Below are 19,853 nucleotides of genomic sequence, written 5' to 3' on the forward strand. Positions count from 1 at the left end.
CCAAGGTCTAATGAAAATCAAACACTGCTGCGGGCTTCCTTCCAGCCGTGTTCGCCGATCAGCGGAACGAACGCACACGGGCCTGCATCTTCTGTTTCGAACCCCTTTGCGGTCCGAGTGACGCGGACGAGCCGCTGTGACTTTTGCGTCTCACCGATCGGTATGACCAGGCGTCCGCCGACCTCAAGCTGATCAAGCAGCGGCTGCGGAAGTTCCGGGCCGCCGGCGGCGACTAGTATCGCATCGAACGGTGCATACACTCGCCAGCCCTCAGTGCCGTCTCCGCACCTGACCGAAACATTCCGGATGCCAAGGCGGCGGACCATCTGCTTCAGGCCGTCGGCGAGTTCCGGAACACGTTCGACCGTAAACACTTTCCGTGCAAGCCTCGCGAGTATCGCGGTCTGGTAGCCGGAGCCACCGCCGATCTCGAGAACTCGCTCGGTCCCGGCGAGATGCAAAAGTTCTGTCATCCTGGCGACGATGAACGGCTGCGAGATCGTTTGCTTTGCGGCGATCGGAAGGGCGTTGTCTTTATAAGCCTGCGATCGTAACGCCTCCGGGACAAAAAGATGCCGTGGCACCGTGTTCATTGCATCGAGCACACGCTCGTCCTCGATCCGGTAGTGATTCCGGAGATGCTCGGCCATTCGCTTACGCGGAATCGCAAACTCGTCCATTGTTTTTGGATCAGCTTTCCCAGTTCCTGATCTCTTCGATTGCCAAATGATTCGTCAGGTCGCTCCGCATCGGCGTGATCGAAACGAACCCCTTGTCTATCGCCTCAAAATCGGTGCCGCCTTCGGCCCGGAAGCCGTCGCGGACCTCGCCGATCCAATAATAAAGCTTGCCACGCGGATCGATGTGTTCGCTGATGACCGGCCTCGCAGTTTTGAAGCCCTGCTTGGTCACCCGATAACCTTTCGCAAAGCCCTTTGGAATATTTACATTGAGCAGTGTGCCGGAAGGCAAGCCTTCCGCTAGTGCCCGGATCGTCACCTCTCGAGCGACTCGTACCGACTCGGTAAAGTCCCAGGTTCTGTTGGCGACCAAGCTGAATGCAACTCCGGGAACACCTAGGATCGTTGCCTCCATTGCACCGGCAACCGTACCGGAATATGTGGCGTCGTCGCCGAGATTGGCACCATGGTTTATGCCCGAAGCACAGATGTCCGGGCGAATGTCGGGTGCAAGGATCTGATTTAGGGCAAGGGTCACGCAATCGGTGGGCGTGCCGTCAACGGTCCAATGCCGTTCGTCGATCTGGCGTATACGCAGCGGCCGGGCAAGCGTAAGGCTATGAGACGCTCCGCTCATCTCCGTTTCCGGAGCAACGACGTACACCTCACCGATGTCGCGAAGTCCCTCCTCAAGGGCCGCAATGCCCTCGGAGTGGATGCCGTCATCGTTGGTGATAAGAATATTAGGCTTTCGGCCCATTTTCGATGATTTAAAAGTAAAAGGTGAAAAAGTGACGATCTACTAAAGCTGTCACTTTTTCACCTCTGAAACCTCAAAAGCTTAACGGTTGTTGAAACCGCCCGAGGGACGCGGGGAGGTGTTCATGCCCCGCTGCTGACGAAAACGGCGGCGATTGCGCTTGCGTGCATTGACCGACTTGAGCTTTGCCTTCTGTCCCGGCGGGATGAAATGAGCGTGCTTTTTAAGATCTTTGATGATCTCCTCGCTGATCACTTTGCGCTTAAAGCGACGGAGTGCATTCTCGATCGATTCGTTGTTGTTTACTATTACTAATGCCATTAGCTATCTCACCCCCTTTTCGGCTGGTGTCGTTATTCCTGTTGAGACTCAATTTACAGAGATCTCAAAAGGCAAACCATAATTACACACCTTTCGGCTAAAGTTTGCAAGTTTATTGGACGGATTGCGTATGAAAAGAAGAGCGGCTCATGTTCTCGGGAAACATGAGCCGCGGGTTTCGGAAGGCTTTCCTGTAGGCCAGCGGAATTGATGGGCAAAAGGCGGTTTATTTATTGGTTGGTGATTGCCGATTGGCGGGCACTTCCGCTGTCCCCGTTTCATCAGCCTTAGAAACTACTTCTTTCTTCCTCTCGAGTCCGAGCTTTTTAGCCTCGGGCTCAAGCTTTTTGGGATCGGTCTTCAGGTAATGTATTTCCTCCTGAAGTGCCAGATTCTCATCTGCCAGATCCTCGATCTTTTCATTCAACTCTTTCTGCTGGTCGCGCTCACGCTCAAAAACGGCGAACGATTTATAGTTAACGGACACGACAAGGAGCAAGCAAAGGGCAACTGCGGCGAGAAAGCCGACCCATCTCGGGCGTCTTTCGGTCCTCACCGAGGCGTTCGCAGTTTTTTTTAACCGTCCTGCCATTTTCGTTATCCAAGCAAATAGCTTTTTCCTGCCTTGAGCAGTTCATCTAGTTCGCTGCGTTCCTCAGCCTCAGCATAGATGCGAACCATTGGTTCAGTCCCTGAAGGCCGCATCAGCATCCACGACCCATTCTCAAACATGAACTTCACGCCATCCATCCGATTGATCGAGCTGACCTTTCGGGCTCCGATCTCTGATGGGTTTTCTGACAGCTTAGTTTTCAATTTTGCCGCAACGTCTGCGTTAAGCTTTACTCCGATGCGTTCAGATTCGAGCTTTCCGGTCTTCTTATAAAGCTCGGTCAGTTGCTCGCTGAGACTCGCCTTCCGCTCGGCCACCGCCTCTGCAGCGAGGAGGCACGCTAAGATTCCATCTTTCTCCGGGTAATGCCCCCGTATCGATAACCCTGCCGATTCCTCACCGCCAAGTGCGATCTTGTCGTCATTTATCAACTCGCCGATGAACTTGAACCCGACCGGTGTTTCGTGGAGTTCAACCCCGTGCATTTCGGCGACCCGGTCGATGAGATGCGACGTTGCCACACTTCTCGCAAGCCCCAGACGCCAACCCCGGCTTTCGATCAGATAATCGGCCAGAAGTGCAATGAGCTTATTTGCCGTAATAAACGTGCCATCCGCATCGATAACACCGAACCGGTCGGCATCGCCGTCGGTGGAAAGCCCAAGCGTCAGGCCTTTAGAGACTACCAGTTCACGCAATTCAAAGAGCTTCTCTTCGCTAGGCTCAGGCGACCGCCCGCCGAAAAGCACATCGCGAGTATCGTTGATGGTCTCGATCTCGAGCCCGAGATCGGCAACGAGCGTGTTCAAATATCCGCGTCCAGTTCCCCAAAGTGCGTCATATGCATACCGCCCGTTCGCGGCCTTTATCGCATCGAACCGGATCTTTGATCGCAGATCGGCAAAGTACGCTTCTTTCGGATCATACGATTCAACACTGCCACCGGCTTCATCGTCGCTTTCCGCTCCCGACCGAATTAGCTCTTCGATCGTGCGAGTGATCTCGGGCAAAGCCGGAGCTCCATCCGAGGTCGAGAACTTGATTCCTTGATACTCGGGCGGATTGTGCGATGCCGTAAAGTTCAGTGCCCCGACCGCTCTCCGGTCGCGAATCGCATGCGAAATGGTCGGCGTCGGCGTTGGCCCCGTGCAAAAAAGCACTTGAAAGCCCTTGCGAGACATTATCTCTGCCGCAAATTCCGAGAACTTCTCACCCATGAATCGCGAATCATGGCCGATCACGATCGTTTGCCGTGTTTCCGGCCTTTTTGCTTTCAAAGAGCTGCAGATCGCGTTTATTACTTTTCGGACATTGTCGAACGTAAAATCATCTGCGATAACGGCTCTCCAGCCCGAAGTTCCGAATCGAATGTCCATAAAAGGCTGTTACCTAAAGCTTAAAAACGCGAACTGCTTCAAAGTGCGAAAACTCTATCATAGGAAAAATGATTTGTAAAGCACTTTTTTCAATATTATAAAACATTTATTTGCAACGGTTAGGGCGGCGGAGCTAATGCGCCGATTGATATGTGCGCTTAAGCAGCATTTTCATGAGCATCAGACCGCCAAATCGTGCAGGGAATTCGTATGGGCATTGTAAACTCGACTGTCCGCCGCCGATCGACGAGTACGGGTCAGGATGGGCAGTCTGTTGTCGTTTAAGCACTAACTTAAGACCGCATTTTCGGGTTTGATTTACTCGAAAGCGTGAGCTCTGTGGCGAACGGAAAAGATGTGTCGAAATGGGAAAAGTCGCGCGATATCGGCCGCTGTGTATCGTTAAGACACAGAGGCCGGAGAGGTCGAGGCTGAAGCGGGTTTGTTAAACTCAACCCTATCAGATAGTTAGATGATCGTGCTTATTTGGAGCCAAGCCTTGAATATCATGGAACGGATATTGCTACTCTCTACGGCAGAACTGCGCCCGCTAACCATTGATAAATTCGGAGCGATAGGCGACGGCGGTCAGGTAAAAACGACCGACGAGGCCGTAAATGTGGGCGAGACGAGATCAATAGAAATCATTTACGTAAAGACGAGAACAATATGAGACCAGTAAAGCACTTTGAAAAAGGCCTGACATACGTCGCCGCCGGCATGTTCAATGCGATCAAGTCGGTTAATCAGTATAAGCCGAATCCTTCGTTCACACCGAAGTGGGCCGATAAGCCGATCCTCAAATCATGGCAGAAAACGAAGCCGACGCTTGGCTTCCCGCGGCAGACGGATTCGCTCTGCCCGAACTGTGTCATTGAGGCGCGCGAAGAGATCCTGGCAAACAAACGCGATGTCAGCACGCTGATCAATGAAAAGGTCGGAGAGATCAAGGCCCAGATCATCGAGCGTGACGGACAGGTCTGGATGATCAAAGACTGCCCGGAGCACGGCCATTTTGAAGACATGATGGCGATCGACTCCGAGTTCCTGCAGCACATCGAATCGCTCTTCCCGGGCCGCGACATGGAAGCTCACAATGATGAGAAGCTCCACAATCACGGCACCTCGTCGGTGAAGTATGGCCGCGGTGCGGTTTTGACGGTTGACCTGACGAATCGCTGCAACATGATGTGCGACCCGTGCTTCATGGACGCGAACCAGGTTGGTTTCGTGCATGAGCTGAGCATGGAAGACGTCCAGGAGATCCTCGACAACGCCATCCAGATCAAGCCGCGTCGGCAGATGTCGGTGCAGTACTCGGGCGGCGAACCTACATTGAGCCCGTATTTCCTCGATGCGATCCGTTACGCACGTAAGGTCGGGTACAACTCGGTCCAGGCCGCGACCAACGGTATCGAGTTCGCAAAATCGAAAGATTTTTGCCGCGAGGCAGCCGAGGCTGGCCTTCGTTTCGTATATCTGCAGTTTGACGGTATCGGCAACGACGCCAACTCGCACCGCCAGATCGGCAACCTGTTTGACGTAAAGCTCCGTGCGATCAATAACCTCCACGAAGCCGGCGTCGACATCATTCTTGTTACAACGCTGGTCAATGGCGTCAATAATGACCAGGTCGGAACGATCATCCGCTTTGCACTTGAGAATCCGAAGAAGATCTCGTTCATCGCGTTCCAGCCGGTTTCCTTCACGGGCCGCGACGAGCTGATCACCGAACAACGTCGGCTGCAGCAGCGTTATACGCTTGCTCACCTCGCCCACGATGTGAAAGGCCAGGTCGGCATCACCGAACCGAACCGCGACTGGTTCCCGCTTTCCTTGATGGGAGCGTTCGCCGATTTCGCGGACGTCGTCCACGGCCCCGAGTCCGATTGGGGACAGGTTTCGTGCGGCTGCCACCCGAATTGCGGCGTCGGCACGGCCGTTATGGTCAATAAGGAAACGAAAGAGATGGCTCCGGTCCCGCAGTTCCTGAACATTCAGGGCCTTGTGACCGATATGCAGCACATCACGGACACCAACCGCGGCAAGTGGTTCTCAAACCTTATGATGGGCCTCGCCCTTTTGAAGAACTACAACCCCTACGGTGCTCCGGCGAGCCTTACGCTCAAGGGCATCCTGATGAAGTTCGATAAGTCGTTCGGGCTCTCGGGCAAAGATTACGGAAAGGTCGGCCCGGACCGTACGGCCGAAGATATCGAGAAACGCCGAAAGGACCCGTGGAACTTCCTCTTTATTGCCGGAATGTGGTTCCAGGACCTCTTTAACTACGACTTCCGCCGCACGGAGATGTGCATCATCCCCTACGGCACACAGGAAGGCGAGATCAGCTTCTGTGCTTACAATACCGGTATCGGCTGGCGCAATATCATCGAGCATATGCACCAGAACGCGACCGTCGCACAGTGGTATAAAGAGCACGGCCGCCACGAAGTTTTCGCTCGCGGTAAGGAAGTCGAGCTGAGCGATAAGTCGCACGGCCTTGTCCTTAACGAGGTCGACCTCGCCCGGCCCAACAAGCCGGAAATGGAAGGCCCGAAGACCGCTGCCGAAGAGGTCCAGATGATGCGCAAGCTCTATAACCAGATGGTCCTCGAAAAGAACCAGATCAAGGGCGAAAACCTCGTCCAGATTGGCGGCATCAAAAAGAAGGACAAATCAATGGCCATCGCTGAATAAGTAGAAGCCAGAAGCCAGAAGTCAGAAGTCAGAAGCCCCGCGAGCGATCGCGGGGCTTTTTTTATTTGGTAAAAGCCGGTCTTGTGGTAATAATTGTGCCAATGAATAACGAACTTTCTGTAGGCAGTCGGGTGAGGCATCCAAAATTAAATGATTGGGGAATCGGGCAAATCACTTCAGTCGAATCATCCACCGTTACAGTATTCTTCGAAACTGCGGGTGAGAAAAAACTAAGAACTGATCTTGTTTCCTTAGTTCTCCTGACGGGAAGCGATGCGGATAGCAATGCCCTCGATTCTAAGTTTCGAAGGAAAGGGGCAACGAAGCGGCGTTTTGTGGGCGACGCTTACTTTAACGATGGCAAGAGTGTTAGCCGGAAAACGTTTATTGAGAGTCTGGGCGGGACGTGTGCGAATTGGAACTGGAGTTGGTCGTTTGTGAACCACGATGAAAAGAAGATATTTTTCGGGGCGTGGCAAGACCTTCGTAACGGTAGCCGCGCTTTGATACTTAGCGGGAGTTGGAAAACCAAAAATGGAAAGAAAAGACCATCGTGGCCAGAATCACGCGAGAATATTCGTCTCATTGAGGACGAGGGTTATTCGCTTCGCGTTTATACGATGATCGTAGACCCGGATTCTGAACTGGATTATGAAAAAGGAGCACGTAAGATTGCCGCAATACTAAACGATCTTGCTGAAGCAAGATTAGTCAGGGAGGGCGATGAATGGTACGCCGAGTTCCCAGAGATTCCTCGTGATTAATTGTGAAAAGTGTTCGATCTCAGTTGACGATGAAATATAATGTTGCAATCCGGCGTCGCTGCACGAGTATCCTCATCGACGATGACTACTACTACCAATGAATCTCATTTCACCCTAAAGAGTCCGCAATTGTTCGCGGGCTCTTTCACGCACTTGGAATACCAAATTCGGCCAGAAAGTCCGCAACGACGAACGTACGACTTGGATCGAACGTTTTCTTTGATCCATCAAATAAGTAAAAGTTGATCTGATGGTGAGGTGCGGAATACGTCGTTCGTTGGACGAGCTCTGTGCCTGAAAGATCGTTGATCCTGTCTTGAAGTAAGATCAGATTATATTGAGGCGATGAATAATGCATACCGCAGACTTCATACGTTAGCCGTCTAACCGGTGTTTGCGATGCAGAATCGGTCGCGGGTTCCTTCAACGAAAGCCCGGTCGTTTCCTCAGTCAATACGCGCTGACCGTCGTACCTACTTCTTACCGACTTATCAATCTCGTTCAATTCACTCAAAGTCCACATGATTGGACAAACTAACCCAAATTCCCGACGAGTTCAAATTGATTCGTTCAAAGACTCATTTCGAACTGGTGGTCACCGGATTTTGGGAAGCGACCAGATAGGTTTTGGTTGTAAACGCTATTTGATAAAAGTCCCCCGTTGGGTGGCACTCTTTTATTTCACGAAGATCTCCTCATTGTGATACTCAAGGAACTTCTCGCCGGGGAAGAACTTGTCCGGTAAATCGATGTTTCGACCATCCAATTTTTCGAAGAATGATCGAAACTCCGGCTTGTGTTCGATTTGCTCAAAAGCACGCGAAACGCGAACCTTATAGTCCGGTGTAACTGTAATGAGGCCGCGGTCAAACGCTCTGTCGTGAAATGTGTTCAAGCAAAGTCCGTTTTTTGGATTAGTTCTATCATTCGCGGAATCCCGCCATGGAATAATGTGGCTTGCGACGAGCATAGATTCATGATCGATACCTGTGATGCAACATTGGCGGTTGTAGATCGAAAGGACCGAGCTTCTAAAGAAGCTCTGATTCACCCGTACACGAACTATGCTTTCGCGTTCCGTTCCCGGTGGCACTCCTTTGATCTCATCTATTACTCGGCTTTCGACGGATGTCCTACTGAACTCGGCGATCAGCTTTTCACTTTCGAATGCAAGTTCGTCCCAATTGTTGTGAAACTCATCCCAAATTTGCCTATCGAGTTTACTCGTGTTGGGCAGTCCTCCGATGCCACGCTTCTTAAGCTCGGGGTCGAAGCTTCCAAAATTGCCCAGCTTAAATGCAACCGCCCCAGGCGACCGGCCGATAATCTCGGCGATTCGCATAACCTCGGGGTTTGTTTGCACTGCCTTTGCAAACGGCATCCGACAGTACAAATTGAAGGTGATAATCAACTGCTCTCTGGTCCAATTGTTTGCCATCGCCCTCAGGTTAGCACTCGATTAATGAAAATCTGAACTGCAGCGAAACGGACGTGAGAACGTTAGTGTAAACGAATCCGGAATGATGCCTTGGGTCTGCGACCAGACACCCTAAGAAAAACGGGCAGTCGCGAATCAGAGCTTGGTCTAGCTAGGCAACAAGGGGGCAAGCCCTCAAGAAGGCTCGGGGATCTCCCTTAATATAGGATGGATGGGGCGGATGGGGCGGATTGGGCGGATGGGGCGGATTGGGCGGATTGGGCGGATGGGTATTGGGGGATTTGGTGGGGGCTGCGGGGTTATTTTTGGTGGCGGCGTTGTTGGTCGCGGCGGGCTAGGCGGGCTTTGAACATATTTTCTTTTAGGCCGCCGTGTTCGAGGAAGTCTTGTTCGAGGCGGCGGATCAGTTGATCGAGGAGATAGTTTGTCTGGTGGATCAGGCAGATGATGATGTTGGCGACGGTTTCGGGCGGGCGTGTTTCGAGGTAGGTCCTATAGGACTCATATGACTCATCTTTGCTGCGGCCGAGCTTGCGGACGAAGAGGGCTTGTTTGGAATCTTTTGCCCAGAGTTCGTGGCCGCGGGTTCGGAGGAAATCGCGGTAGTCTTCGAGGAGTTCTTCGAGGCTCGCTCGGGCGACGTTGGTCAGCTTGATCTCGGTCTCGCGGGAGGTTCCGCTTGCCTGGCTGCCTTCGAGAATATTCTGCTTTCCGGAACGAGCGGCCTGGACCATCTGGTCGTGGGTTCGGGAACGGCGGTCGATGTACCTATCGCAAAAGAAGACGGTCGCATCGTAAACGATGCGGGATTTCTTGAACGCCAGCAGGTCCTGATAACCGCCGTGCGGCGGAATGAAGCCATCGCTCATGCGGGGATTATAGCGGGGAATCGGCGTTGGGTGAAGGGCAGAACGATGGGACCGATGCGTCCTATGGGACCTATATGACCGATTGGCGAACTGGCCGCCCGCTTACGCAGGCGGTTCCGACAGCGCCGGAAACAGACCAAAAGGACCCACAAACCAGTCTTTATGGGCGGGTCTTTTTCCTTGTGCGAGCGTTGGTGTTTGCGGCGGCGTTTGCCTGTACAGCGTTCGTGGCGTTGTACATCGCCCCGTTGCTGCTCATGTTGCTAGCTCTATTCACCGCGTTTGCCGACGGCAGTTCTGAGCTGCAATCGATCTCCCATCGGTCGGCATTCGCGTTCCAGTCGGCACGGAGCCATTTCGAAGCATTGTTGTCCGGACGGTAATTCGCATTCCAGTTGTAGATGACCGCCGGGCAAGTCGGGCGGACCGTATCCGACGTCTGCGCCCATGCGGCAGCGATCATCAACAGCAATAAGCCCGAAAGAAGTATCACGGAGTGTTTTGCTTTCATATCGCGGACAGCTTATTCCCCATTCGTCAGGGTGTCAATCCATCGCGCATCCGCGGGGCTTTAGGACTGACGGTCGGAAAATTTGTATTGACAGTATCGTAGCGACGATGCTACAGTTGTTTTCAGTCGAGATTCGGCTTGGCTGTGGGCAAGTATGCGGAAATATGCAACGGAGACGCCTATTATCAAAGAAAAAAACCTTCGCGGTGGGCGATGGGGCTTCGGCGCGCCCGGCGCCCGTTATCTGCCAAGTGTTTCACATGTTTCAGTTGTTTCACTTGTTTCAGGTGTTTCAGGCGTTTCATTTGTTTCACGGCGTTTCAGAAACGCGCAGTCTCCTTTTAGAAATGAAACAGCGGGCAGACGCACCTTCGGTCCCTCAAACTTCCGGCGATCCCGCAGGGCTATACGAAATATCGGTGGATTGCACGATATCGGGCGGGGGAAGTGTAGGGAGTTGGTACATTTGGCGGGGTTTGCTGGGAAATGCTTGAGCGGAACGGCAGTTGCAACGTTCAATGGTGTCCACGCTCAGACCAGGCATTTTTGGAGGAAACCTATGCGTAAAAGATTAGGAATTATGGCGGCATTGGCCGTCGGCGGTGCTCTATTTATTGGAGCCGCTGACGTCTCCGCTCAAGGACGCGGCAACGGCAAAGGCCGCGGCGGCGAAAAGGGCGGCGGAAAGCAGGCCCGGGCTGAGCAGCAACAGAAACGAGGCGACAGAGAGGCTCGCGGCCAGCAGCGGCGGAGCGATGACGAAGGCCGTCGCAAGCAGGCAGAGAGCGATCGAAGTTCACGCGATCAACAGCGTCGGAGCGATATGGAAGCGCGGCGGCAGCAGGCGCAGAGCGACCAAAACTCACGCCAGCAACAGCGTCAGAGCGATTGGGAATCACGCCGTCAACAGGAGTGGAGCGATCGGCAGTCTCGCCAGCAACAGCGTCGGAGCGATGAGCAATCGCGTCGGCAGCAGGAGTGGAGCGACCGGCAGAACCGCGGACGCGGGGATGAGCGTCGCCGGTCGGCACGCACTTCGAACGGCACGCCCTACTGGGCAAACCGCAATTACGAGCGGCCGCAGGAGAACCGCGTCCGGCAGGAGATCCGCCGCGAGCAAAAGGATTATGAAAAGGCCGAGCGTCGCTATGAGAAGGAGTATCGCAAGGCGGTGAAGGAACGTAATCGCGAATATCGGCAAGTCATTCGCAGAGATCGGCAGCGTGATTATCGACGCGAGCGTCGTATCCCGCAGATCTGGGCGGGACGAACGACATGGGCCGGACCGCAGACGTGGACGAATCAGCCGATCGATCGCAGCCGTGGCTATGACTACGACCGCCAGAATGGTTACTACGAGACGCGGCAGTATCCTCAGGGTGTGATCGATGACCGTTACTACTACGAGGATGATCGCTACAACGACAATTATTACGGCGACGATTATTACGGAGACGACTACAACAACAACGGCGGCAATTGGAAGGACATCCTGCTCCGCACGGTGCTTTCAGCCTTTCTCGGCGGGCAGGGATTTGATTCGGCGATGCCGTACAATTCGCAGCCTGAATATGCGAATTATCAGGGGTATGCGTCGCCCGTTTTTGCGGACAACAATTACCAGCAGGCGTATTACGACGATGCCGGCTACTATGGCGGCAACGAACAGAGCGGCTCGCAATATGGGCCGATGATCGTCGGCCTGGCGGACCAGTTCTCGGGCGGCTATGTCAGCGATCTGTTAGCTCGGACGCTCGCGACCGGATACTATCAGGGTCTTATGGAAGGCCAGAATGCCCGGCAGCAAGGCATTTACGATGAGTATTATACTGAGCCGTACGCCTATGCGGGCGACGATTACAGCATGTGCTCGGTCAGCCTTGGCGAACGCCGTCAGCTGATGGCCGAGGGCTACGAGCTTGGCTATCGCGACGCATTGCTCAGCGAGCAGTCGCAGGGCGGTTATCAGGAAACGCCTGCCTATTTTGACCTTGTCAGCCTCGCGCTTGGCAATGTTCTCTAAGGGCAGTTAATTCAAAAGCTCTTCCGCACCGCAATGGGGGCGCGAACTTGTAGAAATACGGTTCGCGTCCCTAAACTAAGTTTAATGAGCGGTTACAAGCTTTTCTATTCGCCCTATTACTACGCCGACATCGGCGAAGGGCACGTGTTCCCGATTCGAAAATTCGAGCTGGTTCGCGATCGGTTGATCAGTGAGGGGACTTTGCGGAGCGACGAAGTAGTTGAACCGGAACCGGCGGCGGTCGAAGATCTCTTGCTGGTGCATACCGAAGATTACGTCACGCGGCTAAGCGAAGGGCGACTGACGGCGAAAGAGGTTCGGAAGCTCGGGCTGCCGTGGAGCGAGTCGCTTGTGCGGCGATCGTTTCATGCGATCTCGGGGACGATAATGGCGGCTCGCGAGGCGGTTGCGGCGGGGATCGCTTCAAACCTCGCGGGCGGAACGCACCACGCTTATCCAGACCGCGGCGAGGGCTATTGCGTTTTCAACGACGTGGCGGTCGCGATCAGAGTGCTGAAGCGGGAGCGGCTTGCCGAGAGGTTTTTGATCATCGACCTCGACGTACATCAGGGCGACGGCACGGCGTTCATATTTGCGGAAGACGATTCGGTATTCACATTTTCAATGCACGGGGCGAAGAACTATCCGCTTTTCAAGCAAGCATCTTCGCTCGACATCGAACTCCCGGACGGCACGGCAGACGCCGAATATCTCGCGACACTCGAGAGTGCTCTTGAGCGGGTCCGCGTCCATTCGCCGGATGTTATTTTTTACCTTGCCGGGGCGGATCCTTTCGCGGGTGACAAGCTCGGGCGGCTTGGGCTCTCGATCGAAGGGCTTCGGCGGCGGGATGAGATGGTGCTCGAATTTGCCCGAGCCGAGAGCACGCCAATCGTTACGACAATGAGCGGCGGCTATGCGACGGAGATCGAGCAAACCGTTGAGATACATAGCAATACGATACGGGCGGTGAAGGCCGTATTTTTCGGCGAACGGGCGAGCGGTGTATCGGTGTGATACACTTTTTGGCATGCCAGAGCAGACCCGCATTGCCCTGACCGGTTTCATGGGAGTCGGAAAGTCGAGCGTTGCCCGCCATATTTCAAAGCTTTTGGGCTCTGAAAGGGCCGACCTTGACCACTTTATTGAGCAGGAGACGAAGCGGAAGATCGCCGACATTCTCAACGACGACGGCCTTGACCGTTACCGCGAGATAGAGTCGGAAAGCCTCGTAAAACTGCTCGGCGAGACCTCGGCCCAGATCATTTCGCTTGGCGGCGGGACATGGACCGTCGAAAAGAATCGTGAGGTGATAAAGCAGAACGGGCTGACGACCGTCTGGCTCGAATCCACCTTTGAACACTGCTGGCAAAACATCCGCAAATCGCGAAAAGAGCGCCCGCTCGCCAAAGACCGCGACACCGCATTTAAGCTATTTGAAGAAAGGCAGGCGATCTATTGCCTTGCCGACTGGCATTTCATCGTAAAGCCCGGGCTTTCATCCTACGCTGTGGCAAGCCAGATAGTTGAAGAGGTCTTTTAGCGCCCAAGCGAAAGATTTTGGTTGATAAATTTGGTGATTTGCCACAAGATAGAGGCACGCAAATTTTGACCGAGGTCACAGAAAGATCGCCGAGCTTCGGCTATCGTTCGCTTTGGGCAAGATAGCGTTTTTGCAAACATTTCGTTTGAATCTTTTTTGGAAACACTTATGGGAGGGAAGATGAAAGTTAAGTACTTAACAGTTTTGGCCATCGCAGCGATGATGTTTCTTGCGGCCTGCGGCAAGAGCGATGCTGACCTGCAGAAAGCGGTTCAGGATAAGCTGACGGCGGACGGCGTTTCGGGTGTGACGGTTGCGGTCAATGGCGGCGTTGCGACGCTGACCGGCGAGGTTGCCGACATCACGGTAAAGAACAAGGCACAGGCTTCGGCAGGTGCGGTCGAGGGCATCAAGTCGGTTACGAACAACCTGACGACGAAGCCGCTTCCGGTCGCCACCCCGGCAGCCTCTGACCCGGCACTTACGGGAAAGATCACTGAGAACCTGAAAAAAGCGGGCTGTACCGGGGCGAACGTTGCGGTCGTGAATGGCAAGGTAACGGTTACCGGCGAGGTGCCGAAAGCGAAATATGCAGAGTGCGTTCAGGAGATAATGCAGTCGGGCATTACGGGCATTGACAACCAGCTCAAAAAGGGAAGCTAAACAAGGAGGAAAGAGATAATGTCACTACAAGAGAAATATCAGACGCTTCTCGAACTCGCCAACCAGAACGGTACGACGTATGAACTGAGCGAGGGCAACGGCGGCACGCTTATAGTCACCGGAACCGCTCCGAGCGCCGAGGCGAAGCAGCAGCTCTGGGATGAATACGCACGGCTCGATCCGGAATTTAACGACGGCGACTTCGTCCTCAATATCCAAACCGCAGAGGCCGCGGCCGGCGGCGGAATGCACACGCACACGGTCGAATCGGGCGATAATCTTTCAAAGATCGCCAAGGAATACGGCATCCAGTGGAAGGCCATCTGGGACCACAATCGCGACATCCTCAACCACCCGGACAAGATCTACCCGGGCCAGGAATTGAAGATACCGATGTAGTTTCACGACAACGAAAGAAAGTCGAAGGCCGTCGCCGGTTCACGGGTGGCGGCCTTTTTTTCGCCTAGTTTTTGAAACGCGAATTTCGAATCCCTCAGGCTCCGCCTGTCTATTTGCGGTGAAGCTATGCTTTACCGTTGTGGCTGCAAACTATTTTGCGGCTTCGCCGCCGGCGGCACAGCCGCATAAAGCTCTCTCAGTTGCGGAAAAGTGGAACTTTTCCGCACATAGGGCGGCAGAGCCTCGACGAATTGGCGAGCGGATCATTTCGATTCCAGGTCGCGGCTTAGTTTGGTTAGGACATCGACGGAGTGGTTGGCGTATTTGTTGATCCAGCGGTCGTAGATGTCGCGGATGGGGACGGCGTTCAGGTAATTCCACCTGAATCGTCCCTTTTTTTGTGTGATGACGAGCCCGACCTTGTTTGTCGCAAAACGCCGCCCGTTTGGAAAGGCGGCGTTTGGAAAGAAATGAAAGCAGAGGTTTGAGAATAAGTTAGCCGGCGTTCATATGCTTCTGCATATCGCGGACCTGCTTCTGCCATTTCTTCATCGCTTTTTCCATCTCGCGAAGATGGCTCCGCTGACGGATGCGATCAAGCTCCCCACGGTTCATTTCCTGCTCCATCATCTGGATACGATTGCGGAGCATTTCGCGGTTCTGCTCGATCTTGCCGAGCTGATTCTGGAACCTCTGTGCTTGATAGGCATTGAGCCCGAGCCTCATTCGCTCGTGTTCCTGCTCCATGTTCTGCATCTGGTTCCGGATGCTCTCGTGCTGTTGCAAGGCTTGGCCCTTCGTGAATCCGTCATTGCCGCACTCCTGAATCATTTCGCGAACCTGCATACGGTTGCGCTCCATGGTCGTCAGTTCGGCCCGAACCTGATCACGCTGCTTGTCGTTGGCACGGAGATAGTCGCGATCCCTATCACGGTCCCGATCCCTGTCCTGATCCGGGTCGCGAGCTTTATCGCGATCCTGATCACGGGTTTGGTCTCGATCGCGATCCTGTTGTGTGGTGGCCTGCCCTTTCTTGGGCTGACCCTTTCCCTGGCCAAATGTTGTGAGCGAAAAGCCCGTCAACATTGCCAAGACTACGAATACTGCCAGTAAGTTCTTGTGTCTCATTTTCTTGTACCTCCCTCAACCTATTGAGGAAACGATCGGAGACCTTAATGTTGCAGGCCTCCCCGACACGTCTGCCTATTTAGAAAGCAATGCACGTTCCCTCGTTTGGCAGATAAGTACCTTTTCGCGGTCGACATGATGCCATGCGGCCGAGGCCGAAATAATGGGATGAAACCGAGCCGTCGAACGGTAAGTTAAACGCCTGTGCACAATGGGTTTAGAGGGCAAGCAAATTCGGGTTCGCGGGGCGAGGTAGTTTTGTTCGGAACCTGGCCCAGAGGTGCTTTACAAATCGTTACATTCGCGACCGCGGACAGGGTCGGATCTTTGGCAACGACTGCGAGAATTCTCTCGGGCGCGTTAAAGATTTTCACAGCTTGTGAGCGGCTCCGGAAGCGGAACGACGAGTCAAAGCTCGCTCTCCGAGCCTTGAAACTCGCAACTTGGCCGCGTGATTTGATACATTTTCGGTAATGTCCTTGTCCACAGATTTCATCGTCATCGGGAGCGGAGTCGCGGGGCTGCGGGCGGCAATCGCTCTTGCCGAAGCGGGCGCTCAGGTGACGGTGCTGACAAAGGACAAGGCGAGCGAATCGAACACGGAATATGCACAGGGCGGCGTTGCCGTTGTCCTTTCGGATGACGACCGGGCCGAGCTTCACGAGGGCGATACGCTCATCGCCGGTGCGGGGCTTTGCGATGAGCGGGCGGTCGAGACTCTCGTCACCGAAGGCACGCGATACATAAAGCAGCTCATCGAGTGGGGAACTGAGTTCGATAAAGAGGGCGGCAATCTTGTTTTTACGCAAGAGGCCGCCCATTCGCGTCGGCGGATACTCCACGCAAATGGCGACTCGACGGGTGCGGAATTCGTTCGTTCGCTGATCGCGAGAGCGGGCCGCGAACCCTCGATCAGCCTTTTGCCATTTGCGGCGACCGAGAGCCTTTTGACCGCGGACGGGCGATGCACGGGCGTCCGCTATCTAGACCCGATACTGCGTGCTCCGCGGGAGGTTTTTGCAAAGGCGGTAATACTCTGCACGGGCGGTGCGGGCCAACTTTATCAGCACACGACCAACCCGCCGGTGGCGACGGGCGACGGCATGGCGATGGCGTATTTTGCCGGAGCGGACATGGCCGATATGGAGTTCATCCAGTTTCACCCGACGGCATTGAGCCTCGAGGGTGCTCCGCGGTTTTTGCTCTCGGAGGCGATGCGGGGTGAGGGCGGCATCCTGCGAAATGCGCAGGGTGAGCGGTTCATGGGCCGCTACGACGAACGGCTCGAGCTTGCCCCACGCGACATCGTCTCGCGGTCGATCGTGGCGGAGATGCGGCGGACAGGTTCGCGGACGGTGTTTCTGGATATGACGGCGCTCGACGGCGATTTCTCCGTCACCGCTTTCCTAAGATCGATGAGACCTGCCGGGCGCTTGGGCTCGATATCGCGAAAGACATGCTGCCGGTCTCTCCGGCCTCGCATTACTCGATGGGCGGCGTGCGAACGGACCTCTGGGGAAGGACGACGCTGCCCGGGCTTTACGCGGCGGGCGAGGTCACCTGCACAGGCGTTCACGGAGCGAACCGGCTGGCCTCGAACTCGCTACTTGAAGGGCTTGTTTTTGGTGCGAGAGCGGGCGAGGCCGCGGCGAGCGACAGTGGCCAATTGTCGGTGGTCAGTGTCCGGTCAGAAGCCAGAAATGAGGTGGCAGAAAGCAAACGTAAGCCCGCGCTTTCGACGGCGGTGCGGAAACGGGTGAAGCGGGTGATGTGGGAGCGGGTTGGGATCTTGCGCGACCGTGAATCGCTGCGGCGTGCGATCGCGGAATTTGACCAGATCGCGAAGGCGAACCTGAGCACGGCGTCGCGCAATTTCGTGACGCTTGCGGGCCTGGTCGCAGCGGCCGCGCTTTGGCGAGAGGAATCTCGCGGCGGGCATTTCAGGACGGATTTCCCCGATCAGGAAGAGTCGTTCCGGCTCCATTCGATCCAGCGGCTCGGGCACGCGATAACCTCATCCGAACGCATTGATCCGGGCGAATAGAGTAGATATATCAACGGTTTGCGGGTATCATTCAAATACAATCTCGCAAGGAAAACGACACAAAAAATGGAATATTCAGCCACAACACTGAACCTGGCTTCGATGCTCGACCACCACGCGAAGCTTTCTCCGCAGAAAGAGGCGATCGTCTGGAACGACGTTCGTATGTCCTACGGCCAGCTCAACGTGATGGTGAACAAGGTCGCCAATGCATTGACGGCGATGGGCATCGGCCACGGCGATAAGGTCGCCTTGAGCTGCCCTAACATCCCGTATTTTCCGATGGTCTATTACGGCATTTTGAAGGCCGGTGCTGCGGTCGTGCCGCTTAGCGTGCTCTTTAAGCCGCGAGAGGTCGCCTATCATCTGGAGGACTCGGACGCGAAGGCGGTCTTTGTTTTTGAAGGCACGGATGAGCTGCCGCTCGGACAGGCGGTGAAGGGCGGCTTTGATCAGGTCGAGAGCTGCAAGGACCTGATCGTAATGACCAAAGACCCGGCGGGTGCGAGCCCGTTTCCGGAGCACAAAACGCTCGGGCAGCTTATCTTTACACAGCCGGATACCTTCGAGACCTATCCGACCGCACCGCAAGATACGGCGGCGATACTCTACACCTCCGGCACGACCGGCCAGCCGAAAGGGAGCCGAGCTGACGCATTTTAATCTTTACACGAATGTGGTGACGACGTTTCTCGTTCACTTGCCGATGCTTGATTTCACGGACGGCGAGCAGAAGACGTGCCTGATAACGCTGCCGCTTTTCCACACGACCGGGCAGACCGTTCAGATGAATACGCAGATATATGCCGGCCACCGCGTGGTCCTGCTGCCGCGATTCGAGCCGCAATCGACGCTCGAGGCGATGGCGAAGGAGCGTATCAATTTTTGGGTTGGTGTGCCGACGATGTATTGGGCGCTACTGAAATTTGCCGATGAGACGGGCTTTGACATCAGCGGCATCAAAGAGACGATGAAGGTCTGTTCCTCGGGCGGCGCGCCGATGCCGGTCGAGGTGATGAAGGCATTCGAGGCAAAATTCGGCGTGCGGGTGATGGAAGGCTACGGGCTTTCGGAGACCTCGCCGCTTGCGTGCTTTAACCATTTTGAGATGGCCTCAAAGCCGGGAACGGTCGGGCAGGCGATCTTTGGCGTGGACGTTCGGTGCTTTGATACCGAGGACAAAGAGGTGCCGCGGGGCGAGCGGGGCGAGGTCGTTATCCGCGGTGCGAACGTGATGAAGGGCTACTACAAACGGCCGGAGGCGACGGCCGAGGCGTTTCGCAACGGCTGGTTCCACACGGGCGACATCGGCATTATGGACGAAGAGGGCTATCTCTCGATCGTTGATCGCACGAAGGACATGATCCTCCGCGGCGGTTACAACATCTATCCGCGAGAGCTTGAGGAAGTGATAATGACGCATCCGGCCGTTTCGCTTTGTGCGGTGATCGGCGTGCCGGACGAACGGCTCGGCGAGGAAGTGAAGGCCTATCTTGTGCTGAAAGATCAAGCTCAGCTTTCGGATGCGGCGTTCATCGATTGGTGCCGCGAGCAGTTTGCAGCGAACAAATATCCGCGGTACGTCGAGTTTCGAGAGAGCCTGCCGATCGGGGCGACGGGCAAAATCTTTAAGCGTGCGCTGAAGGAAGAGGTTGCGGGACACTAGATGCTGCGAATGAAGTTGATTGCGGCTGCGGTATTTGCGGCGATCGGAATGGCAGGGTGTTTCGGCGGAGGCGGCGGGCGTTATGTGATCGGCGAAAGCAAGGCGTTTGAGGCGTCGCTTTATCGGCAAAATTGCGCGATCTGCCATGGACCGGAAGGCGACGGCAAAACGCTCGACGACGGAACGGTCGTGCCGAGCCTTCGCGAAGGGAACTTCAAAGCCGTGAACGACGGACAGATCTATAACCAGATCGCCAATGGCGGCAACGGCATGGTCGGCTTTCGACGGCAATTGAGCGAGCGAGAGCTGAGGCTTCTCGTCGATCTGGTCAGGCGAGATCTAAGGGGGCAGTAGCGTT

At 54.9% G+C, this 19,853-nt stretch carries 18 protein-coding genes and 2 pseudogenes; 11 read left to right on the plus strand and 9 right to left on the minus strand.

Features of this window, described 5'->3' with window-relative positions:
* Window positions 1-17: 17 nt before the first annotated feature.
* From IPM21_13165 to IPM21_13185, 5 genes are all read right to left on the minus strand, one after another.
* A complete protein-coding gene (locus IPM21_13165; protein MBK9164829.1) occupies window positions 18-680 on the minus strand; it encodes a protein-L-isoaspartate(D-aspartate) O-methyltransferase in 663 nt (220 codons plus the stop codon).
* A gap of 10 nt (window positions 681-690) precedes the next feature.
* Complete coding sequence (gene surE, locus IPM21_13170) at window positions 691-1,440, minus strand: 5'/3'-nucleotidase SurE (protein ID MBK9164830.1); 750 nt, start codon at window positions 1,438-1,440, stop codon at window positions 691-693.
* 81 nt (window positions 1,441-1,521) lie between these two features.
* On the minus strand, window positions 1,522-1,761 hold the full coding sequence (locus tag IPM21_13175) for a 30S ribosomal protein S21 (GenBank protein ID MBK9164831.1): 240 nt from the start codon (window positions 1,759-1,761) through the stop codon (window positions 1,522-1,524).
* 226 nt (window positions 1,762-1,987) lie between these two features.
* Window positions 1,988-2,353: a septum formation initiator family protein gene (locus IPM21_13180; protein ID MBK9164832.1), complete on the minus strand. Its 366-nt coding sequence runs from the start codon at window positions 2,351-2,353 to the stop codon at window positions 1,988-1,990.
* Between the two features lie 5 nt (window positions 2,354-2,358).
* On the minus strand, window positions 2,359-3,750 hold the full coding sequence (locus IPM21_13185) for a phosphoglucomutase/phosphomannomutase family protein (protein ID MBK9164833.1): 1,392 nt from the start codon (window positions 3,748-3,750) through the stop codon (window positions 2,359-2,361).
* Between the two features lie 508 nt (window positions 3,751-4,258).
* Here IPM21_13185 and IPM21_13190 point away from each other — a divergent pair.
* The 3 genes from IPM21_13190 to IPM21_13200 all read left to right on the plus strand — a co-directional run bounded on the left by IPM21_13190 (window position 4,259) and on the right by IPM21_13200 (window position 7,211).
* The gene (locus tag IPM21_13190; protein ID MBK9164834.1) at window positions 4,259-4,423 is read left to right on the plus strand and encodes a hypothetical protein; all 165 of its coding nucleotides are present in this window, start codon (window positions 4,259-4,261) and stop codon (window positions 4,421-4,423) included.
* Complete coding sequence (locus IPM21_13195) at window positions 4,420-6,447, plus strand: radical SAM protein (GenBank protein MBK9164835.1); 2,028 nt, start codon at window positions 4,420-4,422, stop codon at window positions 6,445-6,447. The genes IPM21_13190 and IPM21_13195 overlap by 4 nt, the downstream gene beginning before the upstream one ends.
* A 101-nt stretch (window positions 6,448-6,548) precedes the next feature.
* Window positions 6,549-7,211: a DUF3553 domain-containing protein gene (locus tag IPM21_13200; GenBank protein MBK9164836.1), complete on the plus strand. Its 663-nt coding sequence runs from the start codon at window positions 6,549-6,551 to the stop codon at window positions 7,209-7,211.
* A 676-nt stretch (window positions 7,212-7,887) separates the two neighbouring features.
* Here the strand turns inward: IPM21_13200 and IPM21_13205 are convergent.
* From IPM21_13205 to IPM21_13215, 3 genes are all read right to left on the minus strand, one after another.
* Window positions 7,888-8,649 carry an HNH endonuclease gene (locus tag IPM21_13205; GenBank protein ID MBK9164837.1) on the minus strand — a complete coding sequence of 254 codons (762 nt, stop codon included), beginning with the start codon at window positions 8,647-8,649 and terminating at the stop codon, window positions 7,888-7,890.
* A 299-nt stretch (window positions 8,650-8,948) separates the two neighbouring features.
* The gene (locus IPM21_13210) at window positions 8,949-9,518 is read right to left on the minus strand and encodes a four helix bundle protein (protein MBK9164838.1); all 570 of its coding nucleotides are present in this window, start codon (window positions 9,516-9,518) and stop codon (window positions 8,949-8,951) included.
* Window positions 9,519-9,678: 160 nt separating this feature from the next.
* Window positions 9,679-10,029, minus strand: coding sequence for a hypothetical protein (locus IPM21_13215; protein MBK9164839.1), 351 nt, complete (start codon window positions 10,027-10,029; stop codon window positions 9,679-9,681).
* 559 nt (window positions 10,030-10,588) lie between these two features.
* On the opposite strand from IPM21_13215, the gene IPM21_13220 reads away from it, so the two are divergent.
* The 5 genes from IPM21_13220 (at window position 10,589) to IPM21_13240 (ending at window position 14,657) form a co-directional block, all read left to right on the plus strand.
* Entirely contained in the window at window positions 10,589-12,052 is a 1,464-nt protein-coding gene (locus tag IPM21_13220) for a hypothetical protein (GenBank protein ID MBK9164840.1), read from the plus strand.
* An 84-nt stretch (window positions 12,053-12,136) separates the two neighbouring features.
* Window positions 12,137-13,069 (plus strand): histone deacetylase, encoded by a 933-nt coding sequence (locus tag IPM21_13225; GenBank protein ID MBK9164841.1) that lies wholly within the window; start codon window positions 12,137-12,139, stop codon window positions 13,067-13,069.
* A 13-nt stretch (window positions 13,070-13,082) separates the two neighbouring features.
* Window positions 13,083-13,595 (plus strand): AAA family ATPase, encoded by a 513-nt coding sequence (locus tag IPM21_13230; protein MBK9164842.1) that lies wholly within the window; start codon window positions 13,083-13,085, stop codon window positions 13,593-13,595.
* 180 nt (window positions 13,596-13,775) lie between these two features.
* Window positions 13,776-14,258, plus strand: coding sequence for a BON domain-containing protein (locus IPM21_13235; protein ID MBK9164843.1), 483 nt, complete (start codon window positions 13,776-13,778; stop codon window positions 14,256-14,258).
* 18 nt (window positions 14,259-14,276) lie between these two features.
* Window positions 14,277-14,657, plus strand: coding sequence for a LysM peptidoglycan-binding domain-containing protein (locus tag IPM21_13240; GenBank protein ID MBK9164844.1), 381 nt, complete (start codon window positions 14,277-14,279; stop codon window positions 14,655-14,657).
* 495 nt (window positions 14,658-15,152) lie between these two features.
* On the opposite strand, the gene IPM21_13245 is transcribed toward IPM21_13240, so the two are convergent.
* A complete protein-coding gene (locus IPM21_13245; GenBank protein MBK9164845.1) occupies window positions 15,153-15,785 on the minus strand; it encodes a hypothetical protein in 633 nt (210 codons plus the stop codon).
* A 473-nt stretch (window positions 15,786-16,258) separates the two neighbouring features.
* On the opposite strand from IPM21_13245, the pseudogene nadB reads away from it, so the two are divergent.
* From nadB to IPM21_13260, 3 genes and pseudogenes are all read left to right on the plus strand, one after another.
* Window positions 16,259-17,829, plus strand: a pseudogene (nadB, locus tag IPM21_13250) (L-aspartate oxidase).
* 66 nt (window positions 17,830-17,895) lie between these two features.
* A pseudogene (locus IPM21_13255) lies at window positions 17,896-19,495 on the plus strand (long-chain fatty acid--CoA ligase).
* 9 nt (window positions 19,496-19,504) lie between these two features.
* A complete protein-coding gene (locus IPM21_13260) occupies window positions 19,505-19,849 on the plus strand; it encodes a cytochrome c (GenBank protein MBK9164846.1) in 345 nt (114 codons plus the stop codon).
* The last annotated feature ends 4 nt before the right edge of the window (window positions 19,850-19,853 follow it).

Source organism: Acidobacteriota bacterium, assembly GCA_016716435.1.
Taxonomy (GTDB): Bacteria; Acidobacteriota; Blastocatellia; order Pyrinomonadales; family Pyrinomonadaceae; genus OLB17.